The sequence below is a fragment of the Streptomyces sp. NPDC048507 genome, assembly GCF_043199995.1.
GTDB lineage: Bacteria > Actinomycetota > Actinomycetes > Streptomycetales > Streptomycetaceae > Streptomyces.
Map to the genome: position 1 here is coordinate 334,937 of NZ_JBICWZ010000004.1, position 16,226 is coordinate 351,162.

General features: G+C 73.6%; 15 protein-coding genes. 7 read left to right on the forward strand and 8 right to left on the reverse strand.

Annotation, left to right across the window (positions count from 1 at the left end; translation table 11 throughout):
- Positions 1-50 precede the first annotated feature (50 nt).
- Positions 51-695: an NADPH-dependent F420 reductase gene (locus tag ACGFXC_RS14555; protein WP_393712708.1), complete on the reverse strand. Its 645-nt coding sequence runs from the start codon at positions 693-695 to the stop codon at positions 51-53.
- Positions 696-782: 87 nt separating this feature from the next.
- Between ACGFXC_RS14555 and ACGFXC_RS14560 the strand changes: the two genes are divergently transcribed.
- Complete coding sequence (locus tag ACGFXC_RS14560; protein ID WP_393712710.1) at positions 783-1,169, forward strand: winged helix-turn-helix transcriptional regulator; 387 nt, start codon at positions 783-785, stop codon at positions 1,167-1,169.
- A 106-nt stretch (positions 1,170-1,275) separates the two neighbouring features.
- Here ACGFXC_RS14560 and ACGFXC_RS14565 read toward each other — a convergent pair whose 3' ends face one another.
- Positions 1,276-1,482 carry a hypothetical protein gene (locus ACGFXC_RS14565; RefSeq protein WP_393712712.1) on the reverse strand — a complete coding sequence of 69 codons (207 nt, stop codon included), beginning with the start codon at positions 1,480-1,482 and terminating at the stop codon, positions 1,276-1,278.
- A gap of 111 nt (positions 1,483-1,593) precedes the next feature.
- Between ACGFXC_RS14565 and ACGFXC_RS14570 the strand changes: the two genes are divergently transcribed.
- The 3 genes from ACGFXC_RS14570 to ACGFXC_RS14580 are packed head-to-tail and all read left to right on the forward strand — an operon-like array spanning position 1,594 to position 3,116.
- Positions 1,594-2,496 (forward strand): helix-turn-helix domain-containing protein, encoded by a 903-nt coding sequence (locus ACGFXC_RS14570; RefSeq protein ID WP_393712714.1) that lies wholly within the window; start codon positions 1,594-1,596, stop codon positions 2,494-2,496.
- A 16-nt stretch (positions 2,497-2,512) separates the two neighbouring features.
- A complete protein-coding gene (locus ACGFXC_RS14575; protein ID WP_393712716.1) occupies positions 2,513-2,659 on the forward strand; it encodes a DUF397 domain-containing protein in 147 nt (48 codons plus the stop codon).
- Positions 2,660-2,669: 10 nt separating this feature from the next.
- Positions 2,670-3,116 (forward strand): SseB family protein, encoded by a 447-nt coding sequence (locus ACGFXC_RS14580; RefSeq protein ID WP_362125816.1) that lies wholly within the window; start codon positions 2,670-2,672, stop codon positions 3,114-3,116.
- 8 nt (positions 3,117-3,124) lie between these two features.
- On the opposite strand, the gene ACGFXC_RS14585 is transcribed toward ACGFXC_RS14580, so the two are convergent.
- Positions 3,125-3,511, reverse strand: coding sequence for a hypothetical protein (locus ACGFXC_RS14585; RefSeq protein ID WP_393712718.1), 387 nt, complete (start codon positions 3,509-3,511; stop codon positions 3,125-3,127).
- A gap of 190 nt (positions 3,512-3,701) precedes the next feature.
- Here ACGFXC_RS14585 and ACGFXC_RS14590 point away from each other — a divergent pair, with 190 nt between their 5' ends.
- Positions 3,702-4,661: a pirin family protein gene (locus ACGFXC_RS14590; protein WP_393712720.1), complete on the forward strand. Its 960-nt coding sequence runs from the start codon at positions 3,702-3,704 to the stop codon at positions 4,659-4,661.
- Positions 4,662-4,707: 46 nt separating this feature from the next.
- On the opposite strand, the gene ACGFXC_RS14595 is transcribed toward ACGFXC_RS14590, so the two are convergent.
- Together ACGFXC_RS14595 and ACGFXC_RS14600 are read right to left on the reverse strand one after the other, a co-directional pair.
- Positions 4,708-5,781: an AI-2E family transporter gene (locus ACGFXC_RS14595; RefSeq protein WP_393712722.1), complete on the reverse strand. Its 1,074-nt coding sequence runs from the start codon at positions 5,779-5,781 to the stop codon at positions 4,708-4,710.
- Positions 5,782-5,819: 38 nt separating this feature from the next.
- Positions 5,820-8,015: a SpoIIE family protein phosphatase gene (locus ACGFXC_RS14600; protein WP_393713192.1), complete on the reverse strand. Its 2,196-nt coding sequence runs from the start codon at positions 8,013-8,015 to the stop codon at positions 5,820-5,822.
- Positions 8,016-8,151: 136 nt separating this feature from the next.
- Between ACGFXC_RS14600 and aspS the strand changes: the two genes are divergently transcribed.
- On the forward strand, positions 8,152-9,981 hold the full coding sequence (gene aspS / locus ACGFXC_RS14605; RefSeq protein WP_393712724.1) for an aspartate--tRNA ligase: 1,830 nt from the start codon (positions 8,152-8,154) through the stop codon (positions 9,979-9,981).
- Positions 9,982-10,100: 119 nt separating this feature from the next.
- Here aspS and ACGFXC_RS14610 read toward each other — a convergent pair whose 3' ends face one another.
- On the reverse strand, positions 10,101-11,747 hold the full coding sequence (locus tag ACGFXC_RS14610; protein WP_393712726.1) for a VWA domain-containing protein: 1,647 nt from the start codon (positions 11,745-11,747) through the stop codon (positions 10,101-10,103).
- A gap of 294 nt (positions 11,748-12,041) precedes the next feature.
- On the opposite strand from ACGFXC_RS14610, the gene ACGFXC_RS14615 reads away from it, so the two are divergent.
- Positions 12,042-14,132 (forward strand): PhoX family protein, encoded by a 2,091-nt coding sequence (locus ACGFXC_RS14615; protein WP_393712728.1) that lies wholly within the window; start codon positions 12,042-12,044, stop codon positions 14,130-14,132.
- 60 nt (positions 14,133-14,192) lie between these two features.
- Here ACGFXC_RS14615 and ACGFXC_RS14620 read toward each other — a convergent pair whose 3' ends face one another.
- Both ACGFXC_RS14620 and ACGFXC_RS14625 read right to left on the reverse strand, forming a co-directional pair.
- Entirely contained in the window at positions 14,193-15,464 is a 1,272-nt protein-coding gene (locus ACGFXC_RS14620) for a sensor histidine kinase (protein ID WP_393712730.1), read from the reverse strand.
- Positions 15,452-16,162 carry a hypothetical protein gene (locus ACGFXC_RS14625; protein WP_393712732.1) on the reverse strand — a complete coding sequence of 237 codons (711 nt, stop codon included), beginning with the start codon at positions 16,160-16,162 and terminating at the stop codon, positions 15,452-15,454. The genes ACGFXC_RS14620 and ACGFXC_RS14625 overlap by 13 nt, the downstream gene beginning before the upstream one ends.
- Positions 16,163-16,226: the final 64 nt, after the last annotated feature.

A 16,226-nucleotide genomic window follows, 5' to 3' on the forward strand; every position in this document is an offset into this window, starting at 1 on the left:
GCCAGGGCCGCTGGAGCGGGGCCGGGGCGCAGCCGCCCCGGCCCCGGGGCTCAGGCCGCGGCCCGCGGGGGCTCGGGGAAGGCCAGTCGCGGCGATCCGCCCGCCCACCAGACGCCGATCACGAAGGCCGCCGTCGCCTCCAGGTACGCCGCCCGGTCCAGCCCGCCCGCGGGCACCGGACTCCAGCCCGTCCCCGTGATCAGCTCCGCGACCCGCGCACCGGCCGCCGCGTCGTCGGCGCAGAACGGCACCGTGGGGGCGGCGCCGTCGTGGCGGACCGGGGGCCGGTCCCACATGTCCGCGCGGGCCAGGTTGAAGGCCTTCACCACGTGCGCGCCGGGCGCCGCCGCCGCGATCAGCGCGGCCACGCTCGTGCCGGGGCCGGTGGCCAGCACCACTCCGCCGGGGCCGGGCTCCAGCGCGTTCGCGCAGTCCACCAGCGTCCGCCCCGCCAGCGCCGCCGCGTGCTCGCGGGCCACCTCCGGGGCCCGCCCGGCGGGTACGGCGAGCAGCACCGCCTCCCCGTACGCCGCCGCCTGCGCCAGGGAGCCGTGCCCGGCCGCCCCGGTCCGCGCGGCGAGGGCCGCGGCGGCCGCCGTGTCCCGCCCGCCCACGAACACCTCGTGCCCGGCCCGCGCCCAGGCGCCGCCCAGGGCCGCCGCCATCGCTCCCGTACCCATGACACCGATCCGCATGGTCCACCCCTCTTCTCGTCGGACGGCCGACGCTACGGAGCCCGACGCACACCGTCCGGTGTCCATCGGCGGGGGCAGGATGGCCGCATGGACATGCCGACCGGCCCGGGCCCGGGCCTGCCCGACGTCGCGTACACGGCCGACTGCCGGGCGCGCGTCGCCTTCGAGGTGCTGGCCAAGCGCTGGGACGGCGTCGTCGTCTTCACGCTCGGCGCGCACGGCCCGATGCGGCCGCGCGCACTGGTGGCGCGGATCGGCGGGATCAGTCCCAAGGTGCTGAACGAGGCGCTGCGGAGGCTGGAGCGCAACGGCCTGGTGGAGCGCCGCGCCTACGCCGAGGCGCCCCCGCGGGTGGACTACGCCCTGACGGAGGCCGGCACGGCGCTGCTGGTCCCGATGCGGGCGATGGGCGCCTGGGCCGCGCGGTACGCGGACGCGGTGCTCGCGGCGCAGGACCGCCACGAGGCCCGCTAGGTGCGGGGGAGTTCGGCGTCGGCCGAATCCGCCCCGAGGTGCTCGCGCACGGCGTACCGCAGCAGCGGGGCCGCCTCGGGGACGGCGCGCAGCCGGACGGTCAGGCTCACCGCCCGTCCAGCGCGGCCGCGAGCCGCCGCGCGGTGGCGGGGTTGCAGTTCCCGAGGCTGATCAGCGGCGGGGACCGGTACGCCCCGGCGTACGAGGGCAGGTGCAGGTCCAGAGAGGGCAGCGTGATCCCGTGTGCCGCGAGGGCGGCGCGGAGTTCGGTGAGGGCGGTGATCGCGACGCGGTCGCCGTCGTGGTCGCTCATGGGGGACTTCCGTTCCTGTGCGGAGTGTGACGAAGCCCTCACAGGCTGACGCGGCCCCGCGTACCGTGGGAAGGGTTTTCAGTCCACAGCGCGGAGTGTGGAAAGCAGGCGATGGTGGTCCCACGCAAGGAGATCGACGGCTCGGCGAGCGTTCCGGCCTTCTACGGCAAGGAACTCCGCTTCAAGCGGGAGGAGGCGGGGCTCACGCTGCAGCAGGCGGTGAAGGGCAGCTTCTACGGAGCCAGCTACCTGAGCGAGATCGAGCGGGGGCACCGGCGGATGCCCCTCGATCTGGCGCGGCACATGGACGGGTTGCTGCGAACGGACGGCTTTTTCGCGCGGCGTTGCGAGGACGTCCGCAATGCGCGGGCCAATCAGTACGCCCCGTATTTCGCGGATGCCGTGGAAATGGAGGCGCACGCACGGGATGTGGAGGAGTGGTGCCCGATGCTGCTTCCCGGCGTGCTGCAACTGGAGCCCTACATCAGGGAGATCATCCAGGTTTTCAGCCCGACGGACGACGAAGCGGTCATCCAGCAGAGGGTCACCGCGCGGCGCGCCCGCGCCTGGGCGATCGAAGACGCCGACGGGCCGGTGTCCTGGGTGATCTTCCACGAATCGGTCCTGCGCCAGTCCATCGTCGGAGACCAGGTCATGGCAGAGCAGCTGGCCCATGTGGCCGCAGTTGCGCGCCGGCGCCGCTACATTCCACAGATCCTCCCGGCCAACACCGGTGCGCACCCGTTCATGATGGGATCCACGTTCCTCATGAGCTTCGGCGATGCGCCGCCGATCATGTACACCGAGGGTATGTACAGCGGTCAGATCATCGACGACCCGGGCATCGTGACGAAGTACCAGCAGGCGTACAACCGCCTTCGGGCGGCTGCTCTACCGCCGGAGGTGTCCTTGAGGATGATCGAGTCAGCAGCGGAGGACTACGGGACTGGCACCCACGCACGCCGAGCCGAGCGCGTTCGCCTGGCGGAGGAGCAGCTACAGCACGGCCCCTGACGGGCTCTGCGTCGAAGTGGCCGACGGGGTCGCCGGGCTGGTTCCCGTGCGGGACTCGAAGAGGAGGGGCGAGCCCGTCATCGTGCTGTCGGCGGCGGCGTGGGAGCCGTTCCTTGCCGCCCTGAAGGGCGGTACCGACCCGTACGGCCCGCGGCCTCGATAGGCTTCGGCCCATGTACGGCTACGACCAGAACCCCGGCGCGCAGCAGCAGTACGCGCAGCCCCAGCAGGGCTACGCTCCGCCGCTGTACCCCGAGCCGTCCCCGCCCTCCCTCGCGGACGCGGTGCGGGCCTTCACGACCGGGTCGCTGTCCGCCGAGGACTTCCAGCAGATCTTCGCCTCCTCGAAGGTCTACTGCCCGCGCGGGGACACCCCGGGGTTCCTGGCGCTGCACAACACGCAGCAGCCGGTCATCCCGATGTTCACCACGCTCAAGGAGCTCCGCCGGTACGCCGGCAAGGAGTCCAAGTACTTCGTGATCACCGGCGCCGAGGTGATCGACCTGCTCCCCACCGGCTACGGCTTCGTCCTCGACATGGAGGGCGACCACCGGATGGTCTTCGACGCGAAGGCGGTCGAGCAGATGGTCGACTTCGCCATGCGCCGCATGTACGGCTGAGGGACGGCCTAGGAGCCGGTCCGGCGGCGTCCGCGCCGCCACAGCGCGATGCCCGCCGCCGCCACCGCCAGGGCCGTCGCCCCGTACGCGTACAGCAGGGCCGGGTCCGGGCGGTGGGCCAGGCTGAGGCGGATGCCGGCGTAGACCGGCAGGACGACGAGCTGCCAGCGGCCGTCGTAGTCGACCCCCGCGGTCGCCCACTGGAGCAGCAGCCCGGCGAGGAACGTCAGGGCCGCCCACGCGGTGAGGTAGGGCCAGGGCGAGCCGGGCAGCGGGGTCAGCGGCATGCCGCTCGACGCCCAGTGGTGGGTGGCGTAGCCGATGGCCACGGCCAGGGCGGCGATGGCGGCCGCCCGGCCGAGGGCGGCCACGGGCGCGGGGATGCGTGTTTCCATGCCCGGAAGGACCGGGCCATCGGCGTTCTGGTTGTCATGCGTAGGACATTTGGCGGGATTTCCCTGGTCACGGGCCCGTCGCCGCCCGCTGCGTGCCCGCGGGAATGGGCCGGGCGGGTGCACTGTTCTGTCCGGTGTGGCAGAAAGTTCGACTTTCAACTAAAGTCGATGCCAGAAGGAGGTCCTGACCATGCCCGCAGTGACTGTTGAGAACCCGTTGACCCTTCCGCGCGTGGCCGCGCCGCAGACGGCCGAGCCGCGCAAGGTGCTGGCCGTGTCCACGGCCCCGGGCGGCTTCGAGGGCGAGGGATTCCCGGTGCGCCGCGCGTTCGCCGGGATCGACTACCAGCACCTCGACCCGTTCATCATGATGGACCAGATGGGCGAGGTGGAGTACGCGCCGGGCGAGCCCAAGGGCACCCCCTGGCACCCCCACCGCGGCTTCGAGACCGTCACGTACCTGATCGACGGAACCTTCGTCCACCAGGACAGCAACGGCGGCGGCGGAGTCATCAACGGCGGCGACACCCAGTGGATGACCGCCGGTTCGGGCCTCCTGCACATCGAGGCCCCGCCGGAGTCCCTCGTCGTGTCCGGCGGGCTCTTCCACGGCCTCCAGCTGTGGGTGAACCTCCCGGCCTCCGACAAGATGATGCCCCCGCGCTACCAGGACATCGGCGGCGGCCAGGTCCAGCTGCTCACCACCCCGGACGGCGGCGCGCTGATCCGCGTCATCGCCGGTGAGCTGGACGGGCACGAGGGGCCGGGCATCACCCACACCCCGATCACGATGATCCACGCGACCGTCACCCCGGGCGCCGAGATCACCCTGCCGTGGCGCGAGGACTTCAACGCCCTCGCCTACGTCATGGCCGGGCGCGGCTCGGTCGGTCAGGAGCGCAGGCCCGTCCACACCGGGCAGACCGCGGTGTTCGGCCGGGGCGGATCGCTCACGGTGCGGGCGGACGAGTCCCAGGACTCCAACGCCCCCGACCTGGAGGTCGTGCTCCTCGGCGGGCGTCCCATCCGGGAGCCCATGGCGCACTACGGGCCGTTCGTCATGAACAGCCGTCAGGAGCTCCAGCAGGCCTTCGACGACTTCCAGGCGGGCCGGCTCGGCCGGATCCCGACGACGGAGCGCACGAAGTAGCGCACGAAGGAGCGGCAGGGTCCCGCAGCGCCCCGCACCGGCTTCCTCAGCCGGGCGGGGCCGGGCCCGCTCCCGCCCCGGGCCCGGACTCGCCGTAGCGGCCGCGGAGCTCCGCGAGGATCCCGAAGGCGGCGGCCGTCAGCGGCACCGCGAGCAGCATGCCGAGGATGCCGGCGATGCTCGCCCCGGCCGTGATGGCCAGCATCACCACCGCCGGGTGCATCTGCACCGTCCGGCTCTGCACCATCGGCTGGAGCACGTACCCCTCGATCATCTGCACCGCCAGCACCACGGCCAGCACCCACAGCGCGATCACCCAGCCCCGGTCGGCGAAGGCGACGAGGACGGCCACGGCGCCGGAGAGGAAGGCGCCGAGGTAGGGCACGTACGCGGTGATGAACACCAGCGCGGCCAGCCCGAGCGCCCCCGGTACCCGCAGCACCAGCAGACCGGTGCCGATCAGCACGGCGTCGACGAGGGCCACGAAGGTGGTGCCGCGCATGAAGCCCTCGACGGCGCGGTAGGCCCGCCGGGCCATCGCCTCCACCAGGTCGCCCGAACGGCCCGGCACCAGCGCGCGAAGCGTGCCCGTGGCCCGGTGGGAGTCGCGCAGGAAGAAGAAGACCAGCACCAGGGCCAGGGCGGCGGTCGCGATCGCCGAGGCGACCGCGCCGATCCCGGAGAGCAGGCCCGAGGCGGCCGTCCCGCCGAACTTCGCGAGCAGGTCCCTGGAGTTCCCGGCGACGTCCTCCAGCGAGGTCCCGGCCGCCCCGAAGTGCTCGGAGATCGCCCGGCCGGCCCGCTCCAGCGCGTCGACGATCTGGTCGCCCGTCTCGACCAGCGCCAGCGCGACGACGTACGTGGCCCCGCCGACGACCGCGACGACGGCGAGGCAGGTCAGCCCGGCCGCGAGCGAGCGGTTCACGCCCGTGCGCACCAACCGCCGGTGCACCGGCCCGAGCAGGGCGGTGCCGAGGACGGCCAGCAGGACGGGCGTGACCACGCTGCGCAGGAACACGCACAGCCAGATGCCGAGCGCGAGCACGCCCGCGACGAGCAGGACGACCGCGCACCAGGCGGCCAGCCGCCGGGCCGGAGCGGGAAGCAGGGGGGTCGGCATCGCCGCGGCCGCCTTTCGGAAGGTGTCCTCAGCCCTCGTCAGTCCTGGTCCTGGTCCTGGTCCTGGTCCCGGTCCTCGTCCGGGCCCTGGTCCTCGTCCGGTTTCGACCGCTCGTACAGCTCGAACCAGATCGACTTGCCGGCGCCCCGGGGGTCGACCCCCCAGGCGTCGGCGAGCATCTCCATCAGCAGCACGCCCCGGCCGCTGGAGGCCATCTCCCCCGGGTGGCGCTTGTGGGGCAGCTCGTCGCTGGCGTCCGCGACCTCCACGCGCAGCCGCCGCGCGCCCAGCTCGCCCACCGCCTCCGCGACCAGCAGCGCGTCGCCGTCGGTGTGCACCAGCACGTTGGTGACCATCTCGGAGACCATCAGCACCGCGGAGTCCACCTGGTCGGCGTCCGCCCAGTCGTGCAGCAGCTCCCGGACCTGGTGGCGCGCGCCCGCGATCCGCTCCGGCTCGGCCTGCGCCACCGTCGCCGCCATGCGCCGCGGGGGCCGTGCACCGTGCGGGAACGCCGGTCCGCAGCCGCACGCCGCGCCCTCGCGGCAGAGCAGCACCACGGCTATGTCGTCCTCGCGGCGGTCGGCCAGTGGTCCGGTGGTGTGGTGGGACGAGGGGCCGTGCACGGCCTGCACCAGCAGGTCGGCCAGCTCCTCCAGGCTCTCCGTGTCGTGCGTCCAGGCCTCCAGGACGGGCCGCAGCCGGGCCCAGCCGGTGTCCAGGTCGTGCCCGCCGGTCTCGATCAGCCCGTCGGTGCACAGCATCATCGTCTCGCCGGGTTCCAGGGCGAACCGGGTCGTCGGGTAGTCGGTGTCCGGGACGATGCCGAGCGGCAGCCCGCCCGCCGTGGGCCGCATCAGGACGGTGCCGTCCGTCATCCGCACCGCCGGGTCGGGGTGCCCGGCCCGGGCCACCTCCAGCAGGCCCGTCTCCGGGTCGCACTCCACGTACAGGCAGGTCGCGAAGCGCGGGCTCTGGTAGTCGCAGTCCCCGGTGGAGTCCGACTCCTGGGAGGAGCACAGACCGGCCAGGAAGCGGGAGGCCCGCGAGAGCACCGCGTCCGGCCGGTGCCCCTCGGACGCGTAGGCCCGCACCGCGATCCGCAGCTGGCCCATCAGGCCCGCGGCCCGTACGTCGTGCCCCTGGACGTCGCCGATGACCAGCGCGAACCGGCCCGAGGGCAGCGGGATCATGTCGTACCAGTCGCCGCCGACCTGGAGCCCGCCGCCGGTGGGGACGTAGCGGGCGGCGATGGTCATGCCGGGGATCTCGGGCCCCAGCTGCGGCATCATCGACCGCTGGAGGCCGGTGGTGAGTTCCCGTTCGGACTCGGCGACCCCGGCCCGCTGGAGGGCCTGGGCCAGCATCCGGGCCACCGTCGTCAGCACGGACCGCTCGTCGGGGGAGAACGACACCGGGTGCCTGAAGGCCGCCATCCAGGCGCCCATGGTCCGCCCGGCCGAGATCAGCGGCAGGAAGGCCCAGGACTCCCGGCCGAAGCGCTGCGCGAGCGGCCAGGTGGCCGGGAAGCGCTCCAGGTAGGCCCCGGGGGTGGGCAGGTAGATCGCCCGGCCGGTGCGGACCACTTCGGCGGCCGGGTAGTCCGTGTCCACCCGCATGTCGGAGAAGGGGCTCTCGTCCCCCGGGCCGTGCCCGTGGTGCCCGATGATCGACAGCCGGTCGCCCGCGACCCCGAAGACGGCCAGCCCGTCCGGGTTGAAGCCCGGCATCGACAGGGACGCCGCCACCCGCAGCACCTCCGCCGTGGAGCGGGCCTCGGCGAGCGCCCGGCCCGCGTCCAGCAGGAAGGCCTCCCGGGAGCGGCGCCAGTCGCCGGTGATCGCGGTGTGCACGGCGGTCGTGCCGGGCTGCGGCTCGGCGATCTCCTGGATGGTGCCGATCAGCTCGTAGTCGACGCGGCCCTCGGGGGACCGGTTCTCCACGGGCTTGCTGCGGCTGCGCACGGTGCGCAGCACGCGCCCGTCCTCGTCCATGATCCGCAACCGGGCCTCGGCGAGGGTGTCCTCGGCCACGGCCAGGTTCACGATGCCGTTGATCTCGTTCCAGTCCACCGGGTGGAACCGGGAGCGCACGGCCACCTCCGGAAGGGTGACGGGCTCCGCGGGCAGCCCGAGCAGCCGGGCGGCCTCGCCGTCGAGGGTGACCGTCCCGGAGGCGTTGTCCCATCGCCACAGGCCGGTCGCGATGGCGGCCAGGACGTCCTCGGTGCGCACCCGGTCATCTTGACAGGTCATCCCACCGGGCTGCCTGTTCACCGCCCTCTCCGGGCGCGCCCGCCGGGCGGCCCGCCCGGACGGTAACCTTGGGACGGTTGAATCCACCCTGGTATCGCGTAGAACTGGATGACTGATGCATCGGTACAGGTCCCACACGTGCGGCGAGCTCCGTGCCTCCGACGTCGCCTCCGACGTCCGGCTGAGCGGCTGGCTGCACAATCGTCGAGACCTGGGCGGCATCCTCTTCATCGATCTGCGTGACCACTACGGCATCACGCAGCTCGTCGCCCGCCCCGGCACCGCCGCCGCCGCCGTCCTGGACAAGCTGTCCAAGGAGACGGTCGTCCGCGTCGACGGCAAGGTCGTCTCCCGCGGCGCCGACAACGTCAACCCGGAGCTGCCCACCGGCGAGATCGAGATCGAGGCCGTCGAGGTCGAGGTGCTCGGCGCGGCCGCCCCGCTGCCCTTCACGATCAACACCGACGACGGGGTGAACGAGGAGCGGCGCCTGGAGTACCGCTTCCTCGACCTGCGCCGCGAGCGCATGCACCGCAACATCATGCTGCGCTCGGCGGTCATCGCGTCGATCCGCTCGAAGATGGTGGCCCTCGGCTTCAACGAGATGGCGACCCCGATCCTCACCGCGACCTCTCCCGAGGGCGCCCGTGACTTCGTCGTCCCGTCCCGCCTGAACCCGGGCAAGTTCTACGCCCTGCCGCAGGCGCCGCAGCAGTTCAAGCAGCTGCTGATGATCTCCGGCTTCGACCGCTACTTCCAGATCGCGCCCTGCTTCCGCGACGAGGACGCCCGCGCCGACCGCTCGCCGGGCGAGTTCTACCAGCTCGACGTCGAGATGTCCTTCGTCGAGCAGGAGGACGTCTTCCAGCCGATCGAGCGCCTGATGACCGAGCTCTTCACCGAGTTCGGCGGCGGCCGCGAGGTCACCTCCCCCTTCCCGCGGATCCCGTTCCGCGAGTCGATGCTGAAGTACGGCAACGACAAGCCCGACCTGCGCGCCAAGCTGGAGCTCGTCGACATCACCGACGTGTTCGAGGGCTCGGAGTTCAAGGCGTTCGCCGGCAAGCACGTGCGCGCGCTGGCCGTCCCGGACACCGCCGCGCAGCCGCGCAAGTTCTTCGACGGCCTCGGCGAGTACGCGATCTCGCTGGGCGCCAAGGGCCTGGCCTGGGTCCGCGTCGGCGAGGACGGTGCCCTGACCGGCCCGATCGCCAAGTTCCTCACCGAGGAGAACGTCAAGGTCCTCACCGAGCGCCTGGGCCTGGCGGCCGGGCACGCGGTGTTCTTCGGCGCGGGCGAGTTCGACGAGGTCTCCAAGATCATGTCGGGCGTGCGCGTCGAGGCGGCCAAGCGGGCCGGCCACTTCGAGGAGAACGTCTTCCGCTTCTGCTGGATCGTCGACTTCCCGATGTACGAGAAGGACGAGGAGACCGGCAAGATCGACTTCTCCCACAACCCCTTCTCCATGCCCCAGGGCGGCATGAAGGACCTGGAGGAGAAGGACCCGCTCGACATCCTGGCCTGGCAGTACGACATCGTCTGCAACGGCATCGAGCTGTCCTCCGGCGCCATCCGCAACCACGAGCCCGAGGTCATGCTGAAGGCCTTCGCGATCGCCGGGTACGAGGCGGAGACCGTCGAGCGGGAGTTCGCGGGCATGCTGAAGGCGTTCCGCCTCGGTGCCCCGCCGCACGGTGGCATCGCCCCGGGCGTGGACCGCATCGTGATGCTGCTGGCCGACGAGCCGAACATCCGCGAGACCATCGCCTTCCCGCTGAACGGCAACGCCCAGGACCTGATGATGGGCGCGCCGACGGTGCTGGAGGAGACCCGCCTGCGCGAGCTGAACATCGCGCTGCGCAAGCCCGTCGAGACGAAGGCGGCGGCTTCGGAGCGCCCCGTCTCGGACGCCGTCGTCCCCGACCCGGGTTCGCCGCGCGGCTGATCCGGCCCGGGCGCCGGCGCCCGCACCGCCCGCGCAACGCCGAAGGCGGCGCCCCCTCCGTGGTGGAGGGGGCGCCGCCTTCGGCGTTGGGGTGGGGGTGGGGGTGGGGGCTGCGGGGCCTAGAAGCGCTCCAGCAGGCCCTTGAGGAGGGCGGGCGAGCTCAGTTCGGCGGGGGCCGGGCCGGCGTGGAAGAAACCGGCGTTCCCGGCGTCCAGCTTGCGCAGGAAGTCGAAGGCCCTGCTGTCGTGGTCGCCGAACGCGACGAACTGCCAGTGCACCTCGGGGGCGGTGGTCGCCGCGTCGGCGATGGCCTGGCGGGCGGGCTGGCGGTTGTCGGGCGCGCCGTCCGTCTGGAAGACGACCAGGGCCGGGCCCGTGCCGCCGTCCTTGCGGTAGCGCTCCAGGACGGCCTCCACGGCCACGTGGTAGCTGGTGCGGCCCATCCGGGCCAGCTCGGCGTGGCGGGTCTCGACCCAGACCGCGTCGTGGTCGTCGAGGGTCAGCTCGGCGGTGCCGTCCACCTCGGTGGAGAAGAACACCGTGTGGACGGTGGCCTCCTCGTCGAGGTGCGCGGCCAGCGCGAGGGCGTGGTCGGCGAGGTGCTGGGCGCTGCCGTCCTTGTAGAAGCCGCGCATGGAGAAGGAGCGGTCGAGGACGAGGTACACCTTGGCGCGGGCGCCGGCCCGGCCCTTGGAGCGCAGCACCTGACCGGCGGCCCTGTACGGGGCCGCCACCCCGGCGGCCCGCCGCCGGACCGCTGCCGCGGCCACGGCGGGCCCCTGCGCGGCCTCTGCCTCCGGCTCGGCGACGGGGGCTTCGGCCTCGGCCTCGGCCTCCGGCTCGGTGACCGCCGCCACTGCGGGCTCGGCCTCAGGCTCCGCCGGGGCGGGCTCGGCCTCGGTGGGCGCCTCGGCCTCGGCCCGGGTGGCCTCCGGCGCGCTCGCCGCTGCTGCTGCGGGCTCGCGGGCGGAGTCGGCGTCCTGCGGCTCCGCCTCGGCGGCGGCGGGTACGGGCTCCGCCTCGGCGGGGGCTTCGGCTTCCGCCGGGGCGGGCTCGGCCTCCGGCTCCGCCGGGGTGGCCTCGGCCTCGGCCCGAGCAGCCTCCGGCTCGGTGGCCGCTGCTGCGGGCTCGGGTTCCGGGGCGGCGGCTTCGGCCTGGGCCGGGACGGCCTCCGGCGTGGGCGCGGCGGCGGCTTCGGCTTCCGCCGGGGCGGGCTCGGCCTCCGGCTCCACCGGGGTGGCCTCGGCCTCGGCCCGAGCAGCCTCCGGGTTCGCCTCGGCGGCGGCCTGCGGCTCCGCCGGGGCGGGCTCCGGCTCGGTGGGCGCCTCGGCCTCGGCCTGAGCGGCCTCCGGCTGCGGGGCGAGGGCCTCGGCCTGGGCCGGGGTGGCCTCCGGCTCCGCCTCGGCGGTGGCTTCCGGCGCGGCCGGGGCCGGCTCGGGGGTGACGGGTTCGGCCGAGGCGGCCACGGCCGCCGACGGGGTCGGCTGGGGGGTCGCCGGAGGCGAGGGGCGCCGGGCCTCCGGAACCGTCGGGTCCGCGACCGGCGTCGGGGCGGTGAGCACCGTCCCCGGCTCGCGGTCCCGCGGCGCGGACTGCGGGGGGACGGTGGGGTTGTCGAAGGAGGCCGCCACCAGATCGGCGGCCGCGTCCAGGGGATGGCGTTCCGCCTGGCTGGGGACCGCCGCCGAGGTGGTGGAGTCCGACGTCTCCGGAACCGGCTCGGCAGACCGTCCGAACACCTTGCGCAACAAGCTCCGAATACCCATGGGCCAGGCCTTTCGCATGAGTGCGTGCGTCATTTGTCCGTGCTGCGCGGTTGATCCCTGCCCAGAGTGGACACGTAAGGTTATCGGCCCCTTGGCTGGAACGTCGGCAGGGGCGCCCTTCGTGGCGCCCAGCCAACCAGGGAACCGGGCCCTCCGCCCGAACTGCCCCTCCGCCGTGCCGGGTTCATCCAGCGTTCACTCCCGCGCCGCCGCATCGGCGCAACCCGCGCCTAGCGTCACCGCTGGTTCGTACCGACACGCTGTCGGCACCGTGCACTCACCGGAGGACACCTCGTGCGCAAGCTCCTGCCGATCATCGGCAACCCGCATGGGAGCGGCCGTTCCGCTCTCACCTGTCGCTACCGCTGTGGCGACGCCTGCTTCCACGAGGTGCCCAACACCAGCGACAACGAGTACGTCGGCGACGTCATAGCCCGCGCCTACTCGCGCCGTTCGATGCTGCGTTCCGCCGCCGTCGTCACCGTCGCGACCGCCGCCGGCACCGCCGTCACCCTCGGCGCGGGCGGCGGCCAGTCCGCCGAGGCGACCCCCACCGCCGACCCCAAGGCCGGTTCCGGCGAGGCCGCGCGCGGTCTGCGCTTCAAGGCCGTCGCGCCGAACACCGACGACCGCGTCACCGTCCCCGAGGGCCACGACCAGAACGTCGTCATCCGCTGGGGCGACCCGATCGTCAAGGGCGCCCCGGGCTTCAACCCGGACAAGCAGACCGCCGCCGCCCAGGCCGGTCAGTTCGGGTACAACAACGACTTCCTGAGCCTGCTCCCGCTCGGCGGCGGCTACGAGCGCCAGCAGCTGCTCGTGGCCAACCACGAGTACACGGACGAGAACCTCATGTTCAAGGGCTACGACCCGGCGAACCCGACCCGCGAGCAGGTCGAGATCGCCTGGGCCGCGCACGGCCTCGGCGTCGTCGTCGTCCAGGAGGACCACCGCTCCGGCAAGCTGACCGCGGTGGGCCGCCACCAGCTCAACCGCCGCCTCACCGCCACCAGCGAGTTCCGCCTCACCGGCCCGGCCGCCGGCAGCCCGCTGCTGAAGACCTCCGCCGACCGCACCGGCACCAAGGTGCTCGGCACGCTCAACAACTGCTCGGGCGGCACCACCCCGTGGGGCACCACCCTGCACGGCGAGGAGAACTTCAACCAGTACTTCGCCAACGCCGCGCAGGTCACCGACCCGGCCGAGGCCGCCCGCCTGAAGCGCTACGGCGTGACCACCGGCGCCACCGAGCGCAAGTGGGAGCGGTTCGACAAGCGCTTCGACTGCGTCCAGGAGCCCAACGAGTCCCACCGCTTCGGCTGGGTCGTCGAGCTGGACCCGTACGACCCGAACTCCGTCCCGCGCAAGCGCACCGCGCTCGGCCGCTTCAAGCACGAGGGCGCCCAGCCGCGGCTGACCGAGGACGGCCGTCCCGTCGTCTACATGGGCGACGACGAGCGCTTCGACTACTTCTACAAGTTCGTCTCCTCGAAGCAGATGAAGAAGGGCGACTCGCGCGCGGCGAAGGAGCACAACCTCACGCTGCTCGACGAGGGCACCCTCTACGTCGCCAAGCTCAGCGGCGACTCCCCGGCCGAGGAGTTCGACGGCTCCGGCAAGCTGCCCGCCGACGGCCAGTTCGACGGTTCCGGCGTCTGGATCAAGCTCGCCACCGCCTCCCCCTCCGGCAACGTCTCGCACGTTCCCGGCATGAGCGCCGACGAGGTGTTCGTCTTCACCCGCGAGGCCGGTGACAAGGTCGGCGCCACCAAGATGGACCGTCCCGAGGACATCGAGCCGAGCCCGCGCACGGGCCGCGTCTACGTGGTGCTGACGAACAACACCGACCGCGGCAAGCCGGGCAAGGAGGGCGCGACCGAGCCCAACCCGCGCAACCTCAACAAGCACGGCCAGATCCTGGAGATCGCCGAGAACTTCGACGACCCGGCGGGCGACGGCTTCGCCTGGCGGCTGTTCCTGGTCGCCGGTGACCCGAAGGACCCCTCGACCTTCTTCGCGGGCTTCCCCAAGGACAAGGTCAGCCCGATCTCCTGCCCGGACAACGTGACCTTCGACCCGCACGGCAACCTGTGGATCTCCACCGACGGCAACCAGCTCGGCTCGCACGACGGCCTGTTCGGCGTCGCCACCGCCGGTGAGCGCCGCGGCGAGCTCAAGCAGTTCCTCACCGTGCCGCGCGGTGCCGAGACCTGCGGTCCGCTGGTCCAGGACAAGCGCGTCCTGGTCGCCGTGCAGCACCCGGGCGAGATCGACGGCGCGTCCGTCGAGAAGCCGCAGTCGGTGTGGCCCGACGGTCCGGGCAAGATCGTCCGCCCGGCGGTCGTGTCGGTGTGGCGCAAGGACGGGAAGAACATCGGCGTCTGATCCGCCGCTCATCCCCCCGGCCGCCCGGGGCAGTTGGCCGCACCACGGTCACTGCCCCGGTCAGCCGCCGTCGGTCAGCCGCCCCACCGGCAGCCGCAGGGTCGTCACGGCACCCCCGTCCGGGGCGTTGGCGAAGGTCAGGGCGATCTCCAGGACCGCGGCCTGGCCCGCCACGATCGTCAGGCCCAGCCCGTGGCCCCGGCCGCGGCCGGGGTCTCCGGTGCGGAAGCGCTGGGGGCCCTGCTCGATCAGCTCGGCGGGGTAGCCCGGCCCGTGGTCCCGTACCACCACCACCGGGCCCTCGACGGTCACCTCGACCGGCGGCCGCCCGTGCCGGTGGGCGTTGGCCAGCAGGTTGGCCAGGATCCGGTCGAGGCGGCGCCGGTCGGTGAGCACCGCCAGATCCCGTATCACCCGCACGTCGGCGGGCAGCCGGGTCCCCGCGACGGCCCGCTGCACGGCCCGGCCCAGCTCCACCCGGGCGAGGTCGGCCCGCTCCACCCCGGAGTCCAGCCGGGAGATCTCCAGCAGGTCCTCGGTGAGCAGGTGCAGCGCCTTCAGCCGGTCGTTGATCATCTCCTTCGGGCGGCCCTCGGGGAGCAGCGCGGCCGCCGCCAGCGAGCCCGTCAGCGGGGTGCGCAGCTCGTGCGCGACATCGGCCGTGAACCGCTTCTCGCCCTCCAGCCGTTCCTGGAGCGAGGCCGCCATCGAGTCCAGCGCCTGGGCGACGTCCCGTACCTCGTCGTGGTAGCGGCGCGGACGCTCCGTCTGCGCCGGCCCGTCCGCGCCGGCGGGCAGGCCGACCCGGGCGTCGAGGTCGCCCGCGCTGATCCGGCGGGCCACGGCGGCCGTGGAGGCGAGCCGCCGGCTGATCCGGCCGGCCAGGAAGAGCCCGGCCAGGGCCACCAGCCCGGCCGCGAGCGCCGAGCACGCAAGGATCGCGGTGTCGAGGTCGCGCAGCCGGTCGCGGGTGTTCCCGTACGGGATCCAGACGGCCAGGGCCCGCCGGTCGGCGGGGGCGGCCGCCCACATCACCGGCTTGCCCTCGTGGCTGCCGGCCATGCTGCCGGTCCGGCCGCGCGCCACGAGCTCGCGCAGCGGGCGGGGCAGGCCGGGCGGGTCCAGCGCGGCGTTCACGTCGCCGTGGGCGGTGCCGTACTCGTAGTGGCCGAGGGCGTGTTCGAGGTCCCGGTCCGCGTCCTTGCGGACCTCCCCGACCACCTGCCGGGCGACCACGTCGTGCACGAGGATCCCGAGGACGGCCGCGACCAGGCAGCACACCGTCGTCGTGGTGAGGGCGATCTTCCACCGCAGGCTGCTCAGCGCGCGCATCGGGACCGGTTCGCGGGCAGCGGCACGTCGGTGAGGGCGTGGCACTCGTCGAGGGTGAGCTGCGACAGGCTCATGCTGCCCGCCTTGGGGTCCCAGACGTAGTCGGAGACCGAGATGTACTGCGGGTTCGAGGTCGGTTCGCGGACGGCCAGGTGCTCGGCGGCCACCTCGACCCCTTCCAGCACCGCGCGCCGGGACAGGATCCGGGCGACGCGCCCGTCGTCGCGCACGCCGTACACGCGCAGCTCGCTGAGCCGGCCGTCCACGTCCAGGGCGGTGATCAGCTCCTCCCGGCCGTCGCCCGTCAGGTCGTGCAGGACGCCGGGGCGCACCGGGCAGTCCGGTCCGCCGTCCCCGGCCCCGGTGCACAGGGCGAGCCGTCCCGCCGCGCGCGGGTCGACGAGGCGGCCCGTCCCGCCGTCCTCGGCGGTGGCGGCGGTGATGTCGGCCCGTACGACGGCCAGCGCGTCGACCCCGCGCATGGTCCGCGCCGCCACCTCGGGCAGTCCGGGCACCACGGCGGGCGCACCCGCCTGCTGGCCGGGGCCGGGCGGGGCGGGGCGGACGTCCGTCCACAGGGTCTTGGGGGCGTGCGCCGTGCCGAGGTCGCCGCTGTCGCGCAGCCCCTCCGCATCGGCGCAGCCCGCCGCGGCCGCCAGAACGGCGGCGAGGACCATCACGGCCGGCACCCGGTGCATGCTCCGATGCTCCCCCGGCGCCGCCGGCCCGGCCCGGCCCGTGCGCCGTTCGGGGGACTCGGGT